A 15658-nucleotide genomic window follows, 5' to 3' on the forward strand; every position below is an offset into this window, starting at 1 on the left:
GGTGGTACGGCCGATCCCAGCTTCGGCCGGTCTCTCCTCAGCCCGGACACCGCCGGGCAACCTGGACGGCATGACGACACAGATCGCACTCATCACCGGAGCCAACAAGGGCATCGGCCTCGAGACGGCCCGCATCCTCGGCCGCGGCGGCGCCGCCGTCCTGCTCGGGGCGCGTTCGGCCGAGCGCGGCGAGCCGGCCGCCGCCGCGCTCGCCGCCGAGGGGATCGACGCCCGGTTCGTCCGGCTGGACGTCACCGACGCCGACACCGTCGAGGCCGCCGCCAAGTGGATCGACGCCGAGTTCGGCCGGCTCGACATCCTGGTCAACAACGCCGGGATCACCACAACGGGCGCCACCGGCTTCCCGCCGAGCCGGACGTCGCCGGACCTGGTCCGGACCGCGTTCGAGACCAACGTGTTCGGCGTCGTCGCGGTCACCAACGCGATGCTCCCGCTCCTGCGCCGCTCCCCCGCCGGGCGGATCGTCAACGTCTCCAGCGAACTCGGCTCGCTGACGTTGCACGGCGACCCGTCCAGCCCGGTGCACGGCGTCAACCTGCTGCCGTACAACGCGTCCAAGTCGGCGCTGAACGCCGTCACCGTCGCCTACGCCAAGGAGCTGGCCGGCACCTCGATCACGGTGAACGCCGCCACGCCCGGGTACTGCGCGACGGACCTCAACGAACACGCCGGGTACCGGACGCCGGAGCAGGGGGCGTCCGTGATCGCCGGAGTGGCCCTCCTCGGCGACGACGGCGGCGCGACGGGCGCGTTCCTCTCCGAGGACGGCCCCCTGCCCTGGTAGTCCGGGCTCAGATCGTGTAGGGCAGGCGCTTGATCCCGTTGATGAAGTTGGACTCCAGGCGGTCGGGGTCGCCGGAGGCGCGGATGGCGGGCGCGTGGCGCAGCAGCTCGCGGAACATCACGGTGATCTCGCGCCTGGCCAGGTGCGCGCCGAGGCAGAAGTGCGGCCCGGGCCCGCCGAACCCGACGTGCTGTTTCGGATCGCGCAGGATGTCGAACCGCTCCGGGTCGGCGAAGACCGACTCGTCCCGGTTGGCCGACCAGTAGTAGAGGACGAGCTTGTCGCCCTCCTTGATCTCGTGCTCGTTCAGCACGGTGTCGCGGGTCGCGGTCCTGCGCATCCAGATGACCGGCGAGACGTACCGGACGATCTCCTCGACCGCGCCGGGCATCCGGTTCTCGAAGTCCTCGACCAGCAGGGCCCGCTGGTCGGGGTTGCGGGTGAACAGGTCGAGGCCGTGGGCGATCGCGTTGCGGGTGGTCTCGTTGCCGGCGACGACCAGCAGGATGAAGAACGAGCCGAGTTCCTGGTCGGTCAGCGACTCGCCGTCGAGGTTGGCGTTCACCAGGGCGGAGGTGAGGTCGTCGGTGGGGTCCGCCCGGCGCTGCCGCCCGAGGTCCTCGACCAGGCCGCGCAGCGTCTCGCCGGCACCGAGCAGCGCCATCGCCATCTGCTCCGGCTCCGCGGACGGGATGAACTCGGGGTCGTTGCCCGCCAGGATGACGTTCGTGGCGTCCAGGACGGTCCCGTACTGCTCCTCCGCGATGCCCATCATGTCGCAGATGATCTTCAGGGGGAGCCGGGCGGCGACGTCGGTCACGAAGTCGCCCGAACCGCCGCCCGCCGCCACGTTCTCGACGATCTGGCCCGCGACGGCCTCGACCCGGTCCTCGAACCGCTTGATCATGCGGGGCGAGAACGCCCGGGACACGATCCGCCGGATCTTGGCGTGCCGGGGGTCGTCCATGCTGATCATCGAGCCGAAGTACTCGTGCATGTCGCCCGGCATGTCCGGGATGCTGATGGCACCTCTGCCGGAGCAGAAGTCCTGCGGGCGGCGGGACGCCTCGACGACGTCGGCGTGCCGGGTCAGCGCGTAGTAGCCGGGGCCCTGGGGCGCGATGACGATGTCCGGCTCCTCGTAGCGGATGAGGCCGGCGTGCCACCGCAGCGCCTTGAACGCCTCGTGCCGGTAGTCGTGCGGTCGCCGCCAGAACTCCCAGTCCGTCAGGTTGATGTCGTCGACCTTGAGCACGCGCCCACCGCCTTGTCATGTCCGAACCCGATTCGGTTTACAGGCACCCTCTCAAAGTCAAGCAGCAAGCGCACACTGATCGGCCGGGTGACGCGCCTCACACTGGTCCGCCGGGCCCCGGGAACGCGCCGGGTCCCGGCGGCCGTTCACAACCGCGTCCACGCCTCCTGGAGGACGGAGCGCAGGATCTGCTCGATCTCCTCGAAGTGCCCCTGGTCGCAGATCAGCGGCGGTGCCAGCTGGACGACGGGGTCGCCGCGGTCGTCGGCCCGGCAGTACAGGCCCGCCTCGTAGAGGGCCTTGTCGAGGAACCCGCGCAGCAGGCGCTCGGACTCCTCGTCGTCGAACGTCTCGCGTGTGGCCTGGTCCTTCACCAGCTCGATGCCGTAGAAGTAGCCGTCACCGCGCACGTCGCCGACGATCGGCAGGTCGCGCAGCCGCTCCAGCGTGCTCCGGAACGCGTCCCGGTTGCGCAGGACGTGCCCGGTCAGGTCCTCGCGCTCGAACAGGTCGAGGTTGGCCAGCGCCACCGCCGCCGACACCGGGTGCCCGCCGAAGGTGTAGCCGTGCGCGAACATCTCCGTCCCGCCCCTGAACGGCTCGAACAGGCGGTCGGCGACGAGCATCCCGCCGAGCGGCGCGTACCCGGACGTCACGCCCTTGGCGAAGGTGATGATGTCGGGCGTGTAGCCGAACCGCTGCGCGCCGAACATCGTGCCGAGGCGGCCGAACGCGCAGATCACCTCGTCCGACACCAGCAGGACGTCGTGCCGGTCGCAGATCTCGCGGACGCGCTCGAAGTAGCCGGGCGGCGGCGGGAAGCAGCCGCCGGCGTTCTGCACCGGCTCCAGGAACACGGCGGCGACGGTGTCGGCGCCCTCGAACTCGATGACCTCCTCGATCCGGTCGGCGGCCCACCGGCCGAACGCCTCGGGGTCGTCGCGGTGCTCGGCGGCGCGGTAGATGTTGGTGTTCGGCACCCGGAAGCCGCTCGGCACCAGCGGCTCGTACGGCGCCTTCAGGCCGGGCAGGCCCGTGATCGACAGCGCGCCGTGCGGGGTGCCGTGGTAGGCGACCGCGCGGCTGATCACCTTGTGCTTGGCCGGCTTCCCGGTGAGCTTGAAGTAGTGCTTGGCGAGCTTCCACGCGCTCTCCACCGCGTCGCCGCCCCCGGTGGTGAAGAAGACGCGGTTCAGGTCGCCGGGCGCGAGGGCGGCGAGCCGCTCGGCCAGCTCGACGGCCTTCGGGTGCGCGTACGACCAGATCGGGAAGTAGGCCAGCTCGGCGGCCTGCTTGGCGGCGGCCTGCGCCAGCTCCTCGCGCCCGTGCCCGGCCTGGACGGTGAACAGCCCGGCGAGCCCGTCCAGGTAGCGGCGGCCCCCCGAGTCGTACACGTAGGCGCCCTCACCTCGGACGATCACCGGGATCTCGCCGCCGTCCCGGGACGCCGAGTGCCGCGCGAAGTGCATCCACAGATGGTCGCGCGCCGCCCTCTGCATCGCGTCGTGCTGCTGGCTGGTCACGTCCGACTCGGTCATCACGTTTCCCTCGGTGCGATCGATCCAGTTGCCTCGATGCTATGTGACTGCGGAATCCGCTGTAAATACATGGTGATACGCCGATATCCGAAGAGAGACGGCCCCGCTGATCCCGTGCCGTGACGCCGCGGGTACCGTTCGCCGCGAACCAGGAGGCGTACATGGGCGACATCACGGCCGGATCGGCCAACGCGAACGGGCTCGACTTCGGATACCTCACCGCCGGCCCCCAGGACGGGCCCCTGGCGCTGCTGCTGCACGGCTTCCCCGACTCCCCGCACACCTGGCGGCACCTCATGCCGGAACTGGCCGCCGCCGGATACCGCGCCGTGGCCCCCTTCATGCGCGGCTACGCCCCCACGTCCGTCCCCGAGGACGGCGCGTACCAGAGCGGCGCCCTCGCCGCTGACGCCGTCGCCCTGCACGAGGCGCTCGGCGGCGGCCCGGACGCCGTGCTCATCGGCCACGACTGGGGCGCCTTCGCCGCCTACGGCGCCGCGAACGCCGCCCCTGACCGCTGGCGCAAGGCGGTCGCCCTGTCCGTCCCGCCCATATCGGTGATGACGACCGCCTTCTTCGACTACGAGCAGCTCAAGCGCTCGTTCTACATCTTCGTCTTCCAGACGCCGCTGGCCGAACTCGCGTTCGACCGCGCGTTCGTGGAAGGGCTGTGGCGCGACTGGTCCCCGGACGACGGCCGCGACCGGTCCGGGGACGTCGACCGCGTCATGGAGTGCCTCGCCGCGCCCGCCAACGCCGCGGCGGCGATCGGGTACTACCGCGCGATGCTCGACCCGTCCCGGCTCGTCGACCGGTACGCGGCCGAGCAGCAGGCGACCACCGTCGTGGGCGAGCGCCCCGTGCTCTACCTGCACGGCGCCGAGGACGGCTGCCTCGCCGCGGACGCGGTCGACCTCGACGCCGTCCGGGCCGCCCTCCCGCCGGGGTCGCGGGCCGAGCGGATCCCCGCCGCCGGCCACTTCCTCCAGCTGGACCGTCCTGCCGAGGTGAACGAGCGCGTGCTCAGCTGGCTGGCCGCCTGATCAGGTCGGCGGCCTTCTCGCCGATCATGATCGCGGGGGCGTTGGTGTGGCCCCGGGTGATCTGCGGCAGGACCGACACGTCCGCGACCCGGAGCCCCTCGACGCCGCGGACGCGCAGGTCCGGGTCGACGACGGAGTCGGCGCCGGTGCCCATCCGGCACGTTCCGGTCGGGTGGTAGAGCGTCTCGGAGTGCCCCCGGACGTAGGCGGCCAGCGCCTCCTCGTCGTCCGCGCCCACGTAGGGCTGCATGACGTCGCCGACGTAGGGCTTGAGCGCCTCGGCGGCCATCAGCTCCTCCGCGCGGCGGACGCCGTGCATCAGGCGCCGCAGGTCGCTCTCCTTCGTCAGGTAGGCGGGGTCGATCACCGGCGGGACGGCCGGGTCCGCGGAGGCGAGCGTGATGCGCCCCGACGACTCGGGCCGCAGCAGCACGACGCCGAGCGTCACGCCGTGCTCGGTCGGCGGGGTGAGCCCGTGCGCGATGTAGGGGGCCGGCGCGAAGATCAGTTCGAGGTCGGGGGCGTGCAGGGTGGGGGCGCTCTTGGTGAACACGACCGCCTCGCCCACGTTGGAGGTGAACGGCCCGCGCCGCGCGAGCAGGTAGCGGGCGATGTTCGGCAGCGACTCCGCGCCCGCGAGCGTGACCCTTTCAGGGCAGTGCCGGACGACCCCGACCGACAGGTGGTCCTGGAGGTGGCGCCCCACCTCCGGGGACTCCACGACCGGTTCCACGCCGGCGCCCCGCAGGTGCTCGGGGTCGCCGACGCCGGACAGCATCAGCAGGTGCGGCGACCCGACCGCGCCCGCGGCCAGGACGACCTCGCGGCGCGCCGTGACGCGCTCGCCGCCGTACTCCACGCCGGTCGCGCGCCCGTCCTCGATCAGGACCCGCGACACCTGCGCGCCCGTCACGACGGTCAGGTTGGGGCGTCCGCGAGCGGGACGCAGATAGGCGTCGGCCGCGCTGCACCGCCTGCCGCGCCGCTGGCTGACCGGCGTGAGCGCGTACCCCTCGTTGGACGGGCCGTTCAGCTCGGGCAGCCTGGTCAGGCCGGCGGCGGCGCACGCCTCCAGGAACGCCCGCGTCGTCACGTTCGGGCTGCGCTGCTCGGAGATCGTGACCGGGCCGGACGTCCCGTAGACGTCGCCCCTGTTGCTGCCGACGCGGCCCTCGACGCGCTTGAAGTACGGGACGACGTCCTCGTAGGACCAGCCGGGGACGTCCCAGTCGTCGTAGTCGTCGTAGTGGCCGCGCACCCACATCATCGCGTTCAGCGAGGACGACCCGCCGAGCATCCTCCCCCGCGGCCAGTACAGCTCGCGCCCGTCCAGCTCGGGCTGCTTCGCGGTGCTGTAGTCCCAGTCGTATTCGGTCTTGAAGAGCTTCGGGAACGCGGCCGGGATGTGGATCTCGCTCTTGTCGTCCGGGCCGCCCGCCTCCAGGAGGGCGACGGTGACGGAGGCGTCCTCGGAGAGCCGCGCGGCCAGGGCGCATCCCGCGGACCCGGCGCCGACGATGACATAGTCGTGTTCCATGAGGGCTCCCGCTCTCCACGGGCCGCGGCACGGGCCCGTTCTTCCCCCCGGGCTTACCACCGGAGGGGTCCGCCCGTCCATGCGTGCGGAACGGTTTCGGTCGTCCCCACGCCGATGGAACCCGGATCAGGCGCGCGGCGTCGATCCCGTGAACCTGTGATCACTCAGAGGGGCATGAGATGACCGAGTACCCGGCCGGATCAGTCGAACCGTACGAGCGCGGCATGGAGGCCAAGCGCGGCGGGAACGTCGCGGAGGCCGAGCAGTTGTTGCGGCGGGCGTTCGAATCGGGGCATCCGGGGGGCGCCCACGAACTCGGCTTCATCGCGGCGGAACGCGGTGACGACCGGGAGGCGATGGCGTGGTGGCGGCGGGCCGCGGAGGCGGGGCTTCCCGAGAGCGCCTTCGAGGTCGGCTACGGCGCGGAGCGCGGCGGCGACCTGGAGGCCGCCGAACGCTGGTACCGGCGGGCCGCCGAGGGCGGCTTCGGGGGCGGCGCCCTGAACCTGGGCATCCTCCTGGAGGACCGGGGCGACGTCGACGAGGCCATGGGCTTCTTCCGCCAGGCCTGGGAGCTCGGCTCGGACAAGGCCGCCTTCAACCTCGGCCGGCTGTACGACGACGGCGGGAAGGGCGACCTCGAAGCGGCGGAGACCTGGTACGCCCGCGCCGCCGAGCGCGGCAACGGAGGCGCCGCCTTCAACCTGGGCTTCGTGCGGCAGGACAAGGGCGATCCCGTCGGGCAGATCCGGTCATGGCGGCAGGCCGCCGATCTCGGGCATCCCAAGGCCGCCTACTGCCTCGGCGCGCACTTCGAGAAGGCGGGGGACGAGGACGCCGCGATCGGCTGGTTTCGCAGATCGGTGCAGGAGGCCGGTGTCGAGCAGGCCGCCCGCAAGCTCGGCGACCTCTACCGGCGCCGGGGCGACGAGCGCGGTGCCCGGTTCTGGTCGGAGTTCCTGGGCGGGCTCAGCGTCTACAGCCCGGAGTTCGAGGCGTTCGCCAGTGCGGGCTCGGCCGCGGCGATCCAGCGGCAGGACGTCCTCAACGCCGCCGTCGGGGACGGCGACATCGCCTTCGACGTCGACGAGCGCACCCTCACCGCGGGCGGCCGCACCTTCCACGGCATGACCTTCCTCGGCAGCTTCTCGCACCTGAGCGACACATGGCTGTGGGCGTGGGCCAACCCGCACTACGGCGACGACGTGCCCGCCGTCGTCCCGCTGGCGGCCGTCCGCGAGCACGGCGAACGCCACGCCGTCCCGGAGCTGGCGGCGGGGCGCCTGGACCTGTCCGGCTTCCCCGACCCGCATCAGGCCGCGACCACCATGGCCATCGCCGCCGCCGCGCTGCTCGGCGGCAACGGCGTCCAGAGCTGCCGCGTGAACGACGGGAAGGGCTCGTTCTACTTCCACGTCGACGACCCCGCCCTCCCCGAGGCCGAGTTCGACCCGCTCTCGGCGACGCGCCTGATGACGACCGCCGCCGAGATCTTCCCCACCGAGCAGCGCCGCGTCGTCCGCGGCTTCCTCGCCCACCACGGATGCCGGATCAGGGAGAACGAGGAGGTCATCGACGGCGTCGCCCCGCAGGGCGGCCAGGTGACGGTCGCCTTCACCCCCGACGGCCTCATCAAGGCCACCACCGCGGGACGCGCCTCCCACTGACCGGCCCGGTGTTCCCGGCCGCGGCGGGCGGGGTCAGGCGGCGAAGCGGCGGAGCAGGACGGCCATGCGCAGGTCGTGGTGCTCGCGGTGCATGCGCCCGTCCCGCATCAGGGTGAGGAGGCCGTGCAGACCGCTCCAGAACGTCTCGGTGAGCACGTCCACGTCGTCCCCGCCCGCGAACGGCCGGACGGTCTCGCGCAGCTCACCGAAGGCCTCCTGGAGCGCGGGCGGCGCCTCGGGGGTCGCGAACGGCAGGTCGACGGCGCGGGTGAACATCGCGTCGTAGAGGGCGGGCCTGCGCTCGGCGAAGTCCGTGTAGGCGGCCGCGACGTCCGCCAGCGCCCCGGCGGGCTCGGAGGAGGCGGTGCGCGCCTCACGCAAGGCGCCCGCGAGCTCGGCGCATCCCTCGACCGCGACCGCCGCCATGATGGCGACCTTGCCCTTGAAGTGGCTGTAGAGGACGGGCTGGCTGTAATCGATCTCCGCGGCGAGGCGCCGCGTCGTCACCGCGTCCCACCCCTCGCTCTCGGCCAGCTCCCGCGCCGCCGTGATGATCAGCTTCTCGCGTTCCGCCCGTTCGCGCTCGCGGCGTCCCTGGATCGACATGGCAGTGATTCTAGCATTGCTAGCCATCCTGTCGACGCTATGCTAGCGTCGACCTTGTTCCTAGCACTGCTAGCACTCTTGGAGACGCTGATGCTCACCCCCGTCGCCTACGCACTGGCCGTCGTGCTCGCCCTGTTCTGCGTCTTCATCGGCGTGCGGTTCCTCATGGCGCCCCGCGCGGCGGCCGCCGGCTACGGCGTCCCCGCCAAGCCGGACGGCGACATCGCCTACCTGGAGATCAAGGGGCTGCGCGACCTGACGTTCGGCATCCTCGGCCTCGCCCTGATCGCTTTCGCGGACGCCCACGCCGCGGGCTGGTACATGCTGGTCGTGGCCCTCGCGCCGCTCGGCGACACCCTGATCGTCCTGCGTCACGGCGGCGCCAAGGCCGTCGCGTTCGGCGTCCATTTCGCCACCGCCGTGGCCGTGCTCGTCAGTGCCGCCCTGCTGTTCGCCGTCTGACCTCTTCCGTCCCGGACAAGGAGCCCACCGCATGTCGCTGATCTCACCGGACTTCGATGCGTCCGTGATCGTCCGTTCCGCCGAGGCCGAGGTGATCGGCCGGTCCCCCGTCACCATCCGGCTGCTGGCCGACAGCGGCTCGACCGGCGGCGCGCTGTCCACCCAGCGGGTCACCCTGGACTCCGGCGCGGACGGTGCCAAACCGCACCGCCACGACGGTTCCGCCGAGATGTTCTACATGCTGGACGGCACCGCCCAGCTCCTCTCGGGCGAGCAGGTGGTGACCGCCGAACGCGGCGACCTCGTCGTCGTCCCGCCCGGCCTGCCGCACGCCTTCGCCGCCGCCCCCGGGGAGGGCGCCGACATCCTCATCGTCATCACCCCGGGCGTCGAGCGGTTCGAGTACTTCCGCCACCTGGAGCGCATCGCCTACGGAAAGGTCCCGCCGGAGAGCCTCCTGGACGTCCAGGAGATCTACGACACCTACTTCCTGTCCAGCGAGGCCTGGGAGAGAGCGCGGGCCTGACGGCCCGAAACGGCGACGAGCCGACCGGAACGTCCGGTCGGCTCGTCGGCGGTCGCAGCGGTCGCGCCGTCACGATCCCCAGTCGGGCCGCAGCGGCATGTGGCTCGTGCCGTCGTCCTCCACCTTCACGCCGAGCGTCTGGTGCAGCTGGATCCAGTTCTGGTTGAAGCCGAGCACGCAGCCGGCCATGTAGACGCGCCACACGCGGGCGGTGCCCTCGCCGACCTCGGCGACGGCCTCGTCCCAGTGCGCGTCGAGGTTCTCGCACCAGCCGGTGAGCGTGCGCGCGTAGTGCTCGCGCAGGTTCTCCTGGTGCCGGATCTCGAACCCCGCGTCGTTCATCTGGCTCTGGACGTAGCCCGGGCCCTCCAGCTCACCGTCCGGGAACACGTACCGGTTGATGAACCCGTTCTCCTTGCGGGACGGGGACCTGTTGTCCGGCCGCGTGATGGTGTGGTTCAGCATCCGCCCGCCCTTCTTCAGCTTCCCGTGGAGGAAGGAGAAGTAGGCCGGAAGGTTGTTCTTCCCGATGTGCTCGGTGAGGCCGATGGAGCTGACCGCGTCGAAGCCGGTCTCGGTCACGTCGCGGTAGTCCATGTGCCGGACCTCCGCGAGGTCGGACAGGCCCCGGTCGGCGATGGCCTTCTGCGCCCACTCGGCCTGCTGCTTGGACAGCGTGACACCGAGCGCCTTGACCCCGTACTCCTTCGCGGCGTGCATCACCATGCCGCCCCAGCCGCAGCCGACGTCCAGCAGCCGCATCCCCGGCTTCAGCCCGATCTTCTTGGCCACCAGGTCGTGCTTGGCGAACTGCGCCTCCTCCAGCGTGGCGCCCTCATGCGGGAAGCACGCGCAGGTGTAGGCCATGGAAGGGCCGAGCACCCACTCGTAGAAGGTGTTGGACACGTCGTAGTGATGGGAGATGGCCCGTGCGTCCCGCCGCTTGGAGTGCCGGAGCCACGACGGGATGCGGCTGAACGGCGCCTCCTGCGGCGGCGGGTCCAGTCGGCGGGATGCCGCCGCGCGCAGCAGCGGATCGCGCATCACCCCAGCGGTGATCTTCGCCTTGTCGCGCGGTGTCACATCGCTGAGCACCTGCTGCATCGTCGTCAGCGCCGTGATCATGTCGCCGTTGACGTCGATCATGCCGGTGACGTAGGCGCGGGCGAGCCCCAGCGCGCCCGGCGAGTGCAGCAGGTACGAGACCGCGTACGGTGAGCGCACGTCGAAACGGATGTCGGCGCCGGGCACCCCCGCCCGAGATCCGTCGTAGGCCGTGAACTCCACTGGCGCCTCAGCCCCGGCGAGCTGCTCGAAGACCCTGGCCAGCGTCATCTTGGTTCCTCCTGTCTCTCCGCCCCTGCCCGGACGGCGGCGGTCGGCCGCCTCCCGCGCGGGGCTCCCCCGAACTGCGGGCGCCTGGTCAGCGTCCGCGCACGCACTTGTCGTAGAGGTCCAGCAACCGCCCGTCGGGATCGTAGGACCCCTTGAGCCGCCGGTAGGTCTCCCCGTCGTAGTACCGCCAGAACTCGTCCCGGCCGTAGAAGGCGGTCGAGTAGAGGGACTTGTGGCCGTCGAGGGCGGCGACCTTACGCTCGATGAGCCGGTTGTGGTACTCGGGGATCTGCCCCGGCGGGATCCGCACCGTCCCCCAGAAACCGGCGTTCACGTACGGGCGGCCCACGTCCAGCGGATACAGCGGCCACCGCTCCTTCGCACGCAGCGGGCACAGCCAGATCGGGCTCATGCCCACCTTGTCGTGGAAGAACTCCAGGAACTCCGGAAGCCGCTCGACCGGCACCTCGATGTCCTGGATGACGTCCTCGCGCGGCCGCAGCCCCCGCCAGCGCTCCGCGCGCGCGACGATGTGGTACCGGCGGTCGTAGGCGACCAGTTTGCGGTACACGTCGGAGCGCTTGAACTTGTCGGGCCACAGCCGCCGGACGGTCGGGTTCTGCACGCCGAACGCGCCCGAGCACCAGAACCAGTCGGTGTCCCAGCGCCAGATGTAGTCGCGGATCGTCAGGAAGTCGACCGAGCGCTGCTGGATCGACTTGTAGTAGATCTGCTGGCCGGTGTAGTCGGAGGCGTAGGGCGCGGAGTCGGCGAAGAAGCCGAGAGTGATGTACTGCTCGTCCGCGCTGAAGACCGTCCCGTCCATGAAGTCGACGGTCTCGTCCTCGAACGTCCCGGACTCGGTGATCTCCCCCAGGACGCGTGCGAGCTCCGCCGCGTCGGTGAACCGCAGGTGCCGCAGCCGGACGTAGGGCCGGACGGGCCGCAGCTCGATCTTCAACCGGAGGCTGTAGCCGAGCGTCCCGTAGGAGTTCGGGAAGCCGTAGAACAGGTCCTTGTGCTCGTTGTCGCGCGTGGCCGTGACGATCTCCCCGTCACCGGTGAGGACCTCCAGCTCCAGGACGCCCTCGTGCGGCAGCCCGTCCCGGAACGACGTCGACTCGATGCCGAGCCCGGTCACCGCCCCGCCCAGCGTGATCGTCTTCAGCTGGGGGACGACCGTCGGCATCAGACCGTGCGGCAGCGTCGCGTCGACCAGGTCCTCGTAGGTCGTCATGCCCTGGACCTGCGCGGTCCGCTCGTCCGGGTCGACGCTCAGCACCTGGTCGAAGCCGGAGACGTCCAGGCCGGGCGCATCCGAGGGGTCGCGCCACCGGAACAGGTTCGAGGTCCGCTTGGCCAGCCGCACCGGCGAGCCCGCCGGGATGGCCTGGTAGGACCTCCTGAGCGCCTCCACCGCCCGCTGGTGATCGCCCTTGATCGCAAGCTCCGTCATCTACCCCTCCCTCGCATAGTTAACCGATCATCCCATGCATGGTCCACATAAGTCGGACGTTAGGGGAGTCACAGGTAGGGAGGGGAATAAACCCACGGGCGTGCGCATAGGCGGCGTTCCATCTCCTGGAGGCGGACGGCCGCGTTCGACGCGGCCACGTCAACCCTCCCCGGAGGCGTACTCCGACAAACCCGAGCCACGTTCAACGCCGGGCTCGTGCGCCCCGCGTCACTTCACCAGGCGCAGGATCCACGGGTAGCGGAACGTCTGGCCGGTCAGCGCGAAGACGGCCGCGATCGCCGACAGCACCCACGCCACTGCGTACACGACCCCGCCGACGCCGAAGGTGACGATCGTGAGCAGCAGCAGCGTCACCTGGAAGTTCACGGCCTCCGCCGCCTGCCGCCGGACGTAGGGCGACCGCTTGCCGCTCAGCAGCATCAGCACGAGCGGGCCGACGAACAGTGTGGGGACGGCGACGGCGTGCGCGACGGCGGCCAGCATCCGGTCCTCGCCCGTCGCGGCCTCGGCCTCGACCGCCACGGGCAGCGCGGGAGCGGGCACCAGATCGACGAGGACGGCGCCGAGGTCGTTGCGCGTTTTCGCCGTCATCGCCAGTTGCACGCGAAGGTCGAACTCGTCCTCGTCGAGGCGCCCCTCGGCGTAGGAGTCCTGAAGCCGCTGGATGACCGGTTCCCGCTCGGCGTCCGAGACCCGCAGATCCCCCACCGCGTAACTGCTGTTCATATGCCCATGCTCCGCGCGGCCCCGCCGCGAGGCCATCAGGGAAGACCCTGAGGATCCCCTGAATTCCGCTGGACGTACTCCTTCCCGGGGGTCAGACGCCCCCCGAAGAGCTCGGGCACCGTGACGAACACGTATCCCTCGGCCGCCAGCCGGTCGATGATCTTCGGGACGGCCCTGACGCTCGTCGGATGGATGTCGTGCATCAGGACGATGTAGCCGGGCCTCACCGCCTCCAGCACCCGCCTCTCGACGTAGGCGGTGTCGCGGTGCTCCCAGTCGAGGGGGTCGACCGTCCACAGCACCTGCGCCATCCCGAGCTCCCGCGTGATCTTCGTCAGCCGCTCGGAAGTCGACCCGTAGGGCGGCCTGAGCAGTACGGGCGTGACTCCGGACGCGCGCCGGATCGCGTCCTGCGTCCTCGTCAGCTCGGCCATGATCTCCTTCTGGGAAGCCCTCCCGAGGTCGGCGTGCGTGTAGCTGTGGTCGGCGATCTCGTGCCCGGCCTCCAGTTCGCGGCGCACCAGATCCGGATGCTTCGCGGCGTTCTCGCCCACGATGAAGAACGTCGCCCTGACCTTGCGGGCCGCGAGGATGTCCAGCAGCTCCGCGGTGCTCTCCGCGGGCCCGTCGTCGAACGTCAGCGCCAGGCACTTGGCCCGGGCGCAGTCGGGCGGCGGCGGCTTCGGAGGCGCGGCCGGCCTCGCCCCGGGGCCCGCCTTGGGGGACGCCGTCTGCGCGATGGGCCTCACCTGGCCCTGGGCGGGGGTGAGGGTGCTCAGGAGCCCGAACACCGCGACCACGAGCACGGCTCCGGCCACCCGCCGAACAAGGTTCGGCCCGTTCATCGACACCCCCGCGTGATGATCCCCCGAAGGCGCCAGTCTAGGGCGCGGCCCCCCGGCCCGCCGGGGTCGCCGCCGCTGTGTCGGGAACCGGCGCACCGCCGATCTCGTTATCGTCGTACACCACAAGCCCGCTCCGGAGCGGTTCCGGGCGGACCACACGACGGAGTGGACGATGAGGTTCCGGGACCGGTTCGGGATCCGCAGGCACCGCGGGTCCACGGTGACGAAGCTCGACCGGGAGGCGACGGACTCCGACGTCGAGGCGCTGATCGCCTTCGCCCGCGCCCGCCGCGGCGTCGAGTTCTTCGTCGAGCCCGAGACGTTCGCCACCGACACCACGGCCGTCGCCGTCGCCCACGACGGCGAGTGGACCCGCCGCCGCGTCGGCTCCCCCAAGGTCATCGGCAAGGTGGCCCGCGACCTCGGCCTGCCCGTCTACGACGTCCAGATCGTCGGCTACCCGCCCCGCATGCGCGCCTGGAACGACCGCAACCCCGACCGCCGCATAGACCCCGGCACCCCCGGCGAAGCCGTCTCCTCCTGAACCGCCTGAAGCACGGCGAAGCGGGTGCGGTCGCGTCCCAGCACGTCGGGCAGCGGCCCGGTCGGGTAGGGGGCGCAGCGAGAACGCGCGAGGAGTCATTCGCGTAGTGGGCTGCGATACCGGGCGGCCTCCATGGCGCGGGTGTGCGACCGGGTCGACGGCATGCGGTGGCTAGCCGGCCTTCCGGTGGTCGGCTGGTGGCGAACTCGCCGTGCGCATGCGGAGTTTGGCGGGTGGGATGCCCGCGTTGACCACTTCGCGGAGGATGACCGCCATGGAGTAGGCGGGGTCGGTGTCCAGGGCGCGTTGCAGGGCGACGTTGGCCAGGCCGCCGTCGCCTGCGGAGTAGGCGGCGAATGCCAGCAGGGACGCGGGGGCCGGGACGTGGGCGGGGTCGACGCGGCGGACGATGTCGCGCCAGAAGGCGATGTCGGCGGCCGGGGCGTCCGCATCGAGGCGGGTCCAGGTCTCGTCGCGGACGCGCAGGTCGGCGAGGAGGAGGCCGAGCCAGGCGACCTCGTCGTCGGTCGGGCGCGAACCGGTGCGGGCGCGGGCGAGCACGGCGAGGACGAAGGCGAGGTCGTCTTCGGCGGACGAGGGCGGGCGGGCCAGGCAGCGCTGCTCGGCGCGTTCGGTGGCGCGGTGCATGGCGGCGCGGGCGGCGCCGTCGAGCGGCTGGACGGAGGCGACGAGCTCGGCGCGGTCGGCCAGGGCCACGTGGCCTCCGAAGGTCGCCTCGGCGGCGACGGTGCTGGCGTGGATGTCATAGGGGGTCCCTTCGGGCGGGCAGCAGACGTCGTCGCAGGTGAGCGACCACCAGCGGCCGTCGGCGACGCGGATGGCCTCGGCGACCGGGACGCCCGCGGCGGCCAGGGCCGCGCGCATGGGCCGGGCGGCCTCCGCCACCTCGCCGGCCGGGCCGTACCCGAGCAGGAGCGAGCGGGCGAAGCCGTTGCCGGACAGGACGGCGGCGACGCGTCCGGCGGCGTCGGCCGACGGTAAGTCGAGCCGGACCGCGCATGTGCCGCGGGATCGTCCCTCGAAGCCGATGACGACGAGGCTGCGCGCGGGGTGGAAGCCGAGCAGATAGGGGACGGCCGCGATGGCGTCCTGGGCCGAGCGGATCACCAGTGATGTCATGCGTCGAGGTTTTCAGGGGCCGTGAAGCGGCCGCCGCGGCTTCCCGGACTGTGGATAACTCCTGGACGATTCGGGGTGCGGTCGTGCGGGACGGGACGCGGGTGTCGGCCGCGGGCGGTAGCGTTGGGCGACGTGCCCGCCCCTGATCTGCT

Annotated in this window: 15 protein-coding genes; 6 read left to right on the forward strand and 9 right to left on the reverse strand. The window is 71.6% G+C overall.

The window, feature by feature from the left end; genetic code table 11:
- Positions 1-70 precede the first annotated feature (70 nt).
- A complete protein-coding gene (locus tag BJ999_RS31280) occupies positions 71-805 on the forward strand; it encodes an SDR family oxidoreductase (RefSeq protein ID WP_179836592.1) in 735 nt (244 codons plus the stop codon).
- Between the two features lie 7 nt (positions 806-812).
- On the opposite strand, the gene BJ999_RS31285 is transcribed toward BJ999_RS31280, so the two are convergent.
- Together BJ999_RS31285 and BJ999_RS31290 are read right to left on the reverse strand one after the other, a co-directional pair.
- Positions 813-2060 carry a cytochrome P450 gene (locus tag BJ999_RS31285; protein WP_179836593.1) on the reverse strand — a complete coding sequence of 416 codons (1248 nt, stop codon included), beginning with the start codon at positions 2058-2060 and terminating at the stop codon, positions 813-815.
- 146 nt (positions 2061-2206) lie between these two features.
- Positions 2207-3598 (reverse strand): aspartate aminotransferase family protein, encoded by a 1392-nt coding sequence (locus BJ999_RS31290; RefSeq protein WP_179836594.1) that lies wholly within the window; start codon positions 3596-3598, stop codon positions 2207-2209.
- Positions 3599-3759: 161 nt separating this feature from the next.
- On the opposite strand from BJ999_RS31290, the gene BJ999_RS31295 reads away from it, so the two are divergent.
- Entirely contained in the window at positions 3760-4641 is an 882-nt protein-coding gene (locus BJ999_RS31295; RefSeq protein ID WP_179836595.1) for an alpha/beta fold hydrolase, read from the forward strand.
- Here BJ999_RS31295 and BJ999_RS31300 read toward each other — a convergent pair.
- On the reverse strand, positions 4622-6178 hold the full coding sequence (locus BJ999_RS31300) for a GMC family oxidoreductase (protein WP_179836596.1): 1557 nt from the start codon (positions 6176-6178) through the stop codon (positions 4622-4624). The genes BJ999_RS31295 and BJ999_RS31300 overlap by 20 nt on opposite strands.
- A 179-nt stretch (positions 6179-6357) precedes the next feature.
- Between BJ999_RS31300 and BJ999_RS31305 the strand changes: the two genes are divergently transcribed.
- A complete protein-coding gene (locus tag BJ999_RS31305) occupies positions 6358-7845 on the forward strand; it encodes a tetratricopeptide repeat protein (protein ID WP_179836597.1) in 1488 nt (495 codons plus the stop codon).
- Positions 7846-7878: 33 nt separating this feature from the next.
- On the opposite strand, the gene BJ999_RS31310 is transcribed toward BJ999_RS31305, so the two are convergent.
- Positions 7879-8451 carry a TetR/AcrR family transcriptional regulator gene (locus BJ999_RS31310; protein ID WP_179836598.1) on the reverse strand — a complete coding sequence of 191 codons (573 nt, stop codon included), beginning with the start codon at positions 8449-8451 and terminating at the stop codon, positions 7879-7881.
- A gap of 90 nt (positions 8452-8541) precedes the next feature.
- Between BJ999_RS31310 and BJ999_RS31315 the strand changes: the two genes are divergently transcribed.
- Positions 8542-8913: a DUF4267 domain-containing protein gene (locus BJ999_RS31315; protein ID WP_179836599.1), complete on the forward strand. Its 372-nt coding sequence runs from the start codon at positions 8542-8544 to the stop codon at positions 8911-8913.
- Between the two features lie 31 nt (positions 8914-8944).
- Entirely contained in the window at positions 8945-9439 is a 495-nt protein-coding gene (locus tag BJ999_RS31320; RefSeq protein WP_179836600.1) for a cupin domain-containing protein, read from the forward strand.
- 69 nt (positions 9440-9508) lie between these two features.
- On the opposite strand, the gene BJ999_RS31325 is transcribed toward BJ999_RS31320, so the two are convergent.
- The 4 genes from BJ999_RS31325 to BJ999_RS31340 form a co-directional block, all read right to left on the reverse strand.
- Positions 9509-10774: an SAM-dependent methyltransferase gene (locus BJ999_RS31325; RefSeq protein WP_179836601.1), complete on the reverse strand. Its 1266-nt coding sequence runs from the start codon at positions 10772-10774 to the stop codon at positions 9509-9511.
- Positions 10775-10862: 88 nt separating this feature from the next.
- The gene (locus tag BJ999_RS31330) at positions 10863-12230 is read right to left on the reverse strand and encodes an FAD-binding oxidoreductase (protein WP_179836602.1); all 1368 of its coding nucleotides are present in this window, start codon (positions 12228-12230) and stop codon (positions 10863-10865) included.
- Positions 12231-12458: 228 nt separating this feature from the next.
- Positions 12459-12977: a DUF1707 and DUF4870 domain-containing protein gene (locus BJ999_RS31335; protein ID WP_179836603.1), complete on the reverse strand. Its 519-nt coding sequence runs from the start codon at positions 12975-12977 to the stop codon at positions 12459-12461.
- 35 nt (positions 12978-13012) lie between these two features.
- Positions 13013-13822: a polysaccharide deacetylase family protein gene (locus BJ999_RS31340; RefSeq protein ID WP_179836604.1), complete on the reverse strand. Its 810-nt coding sequence runs from the start codon at positions 13820-13822 to the stop codon at positions 13013-13015.
- 172 nt (positions 13823-13994) lie between these two features.
- On the opposite strand from BJ999_RS31340, the gene BJ999_RS31345 reads away from it, so the two are divergent.
- Complete coding sequence (locus BJ999_RS31345) at positions 13995-14366, forward strand: hypothetical protein (protein WP_179836605.1); 372 nt, start codon at positions 13995-13997, stop codon at positions 14364-14366.
- Between the two features lie 171 nt (positions 14367-14537).
- On the opposite strand, the gene BJ999_RS31350 is transcribed toward BJ999_RS31345, so the two are convergent.
- Positions 14538-15506, reverse strand: coding sequence for a DUF4192 domain-containing protein (locus BJ999_RS31350; protein WP_179836606.1), 969 nt, complete (start codon positions 15504-15506; stop codon positions 14538-14540).
- Positions 15507-15658 lie beyond the last annotated feature (152 nt).

The sequence above is a fragment of the Actinomadura citrea genome (genome assembly GCF_013409045.1).
GTDB classification, from domain to species: Bacteria; Actinomycetota; Actinomycetes; order Streptosporangiales; family Streptosporangiaceae; genus Spirillospora; species Spirillospora citrea.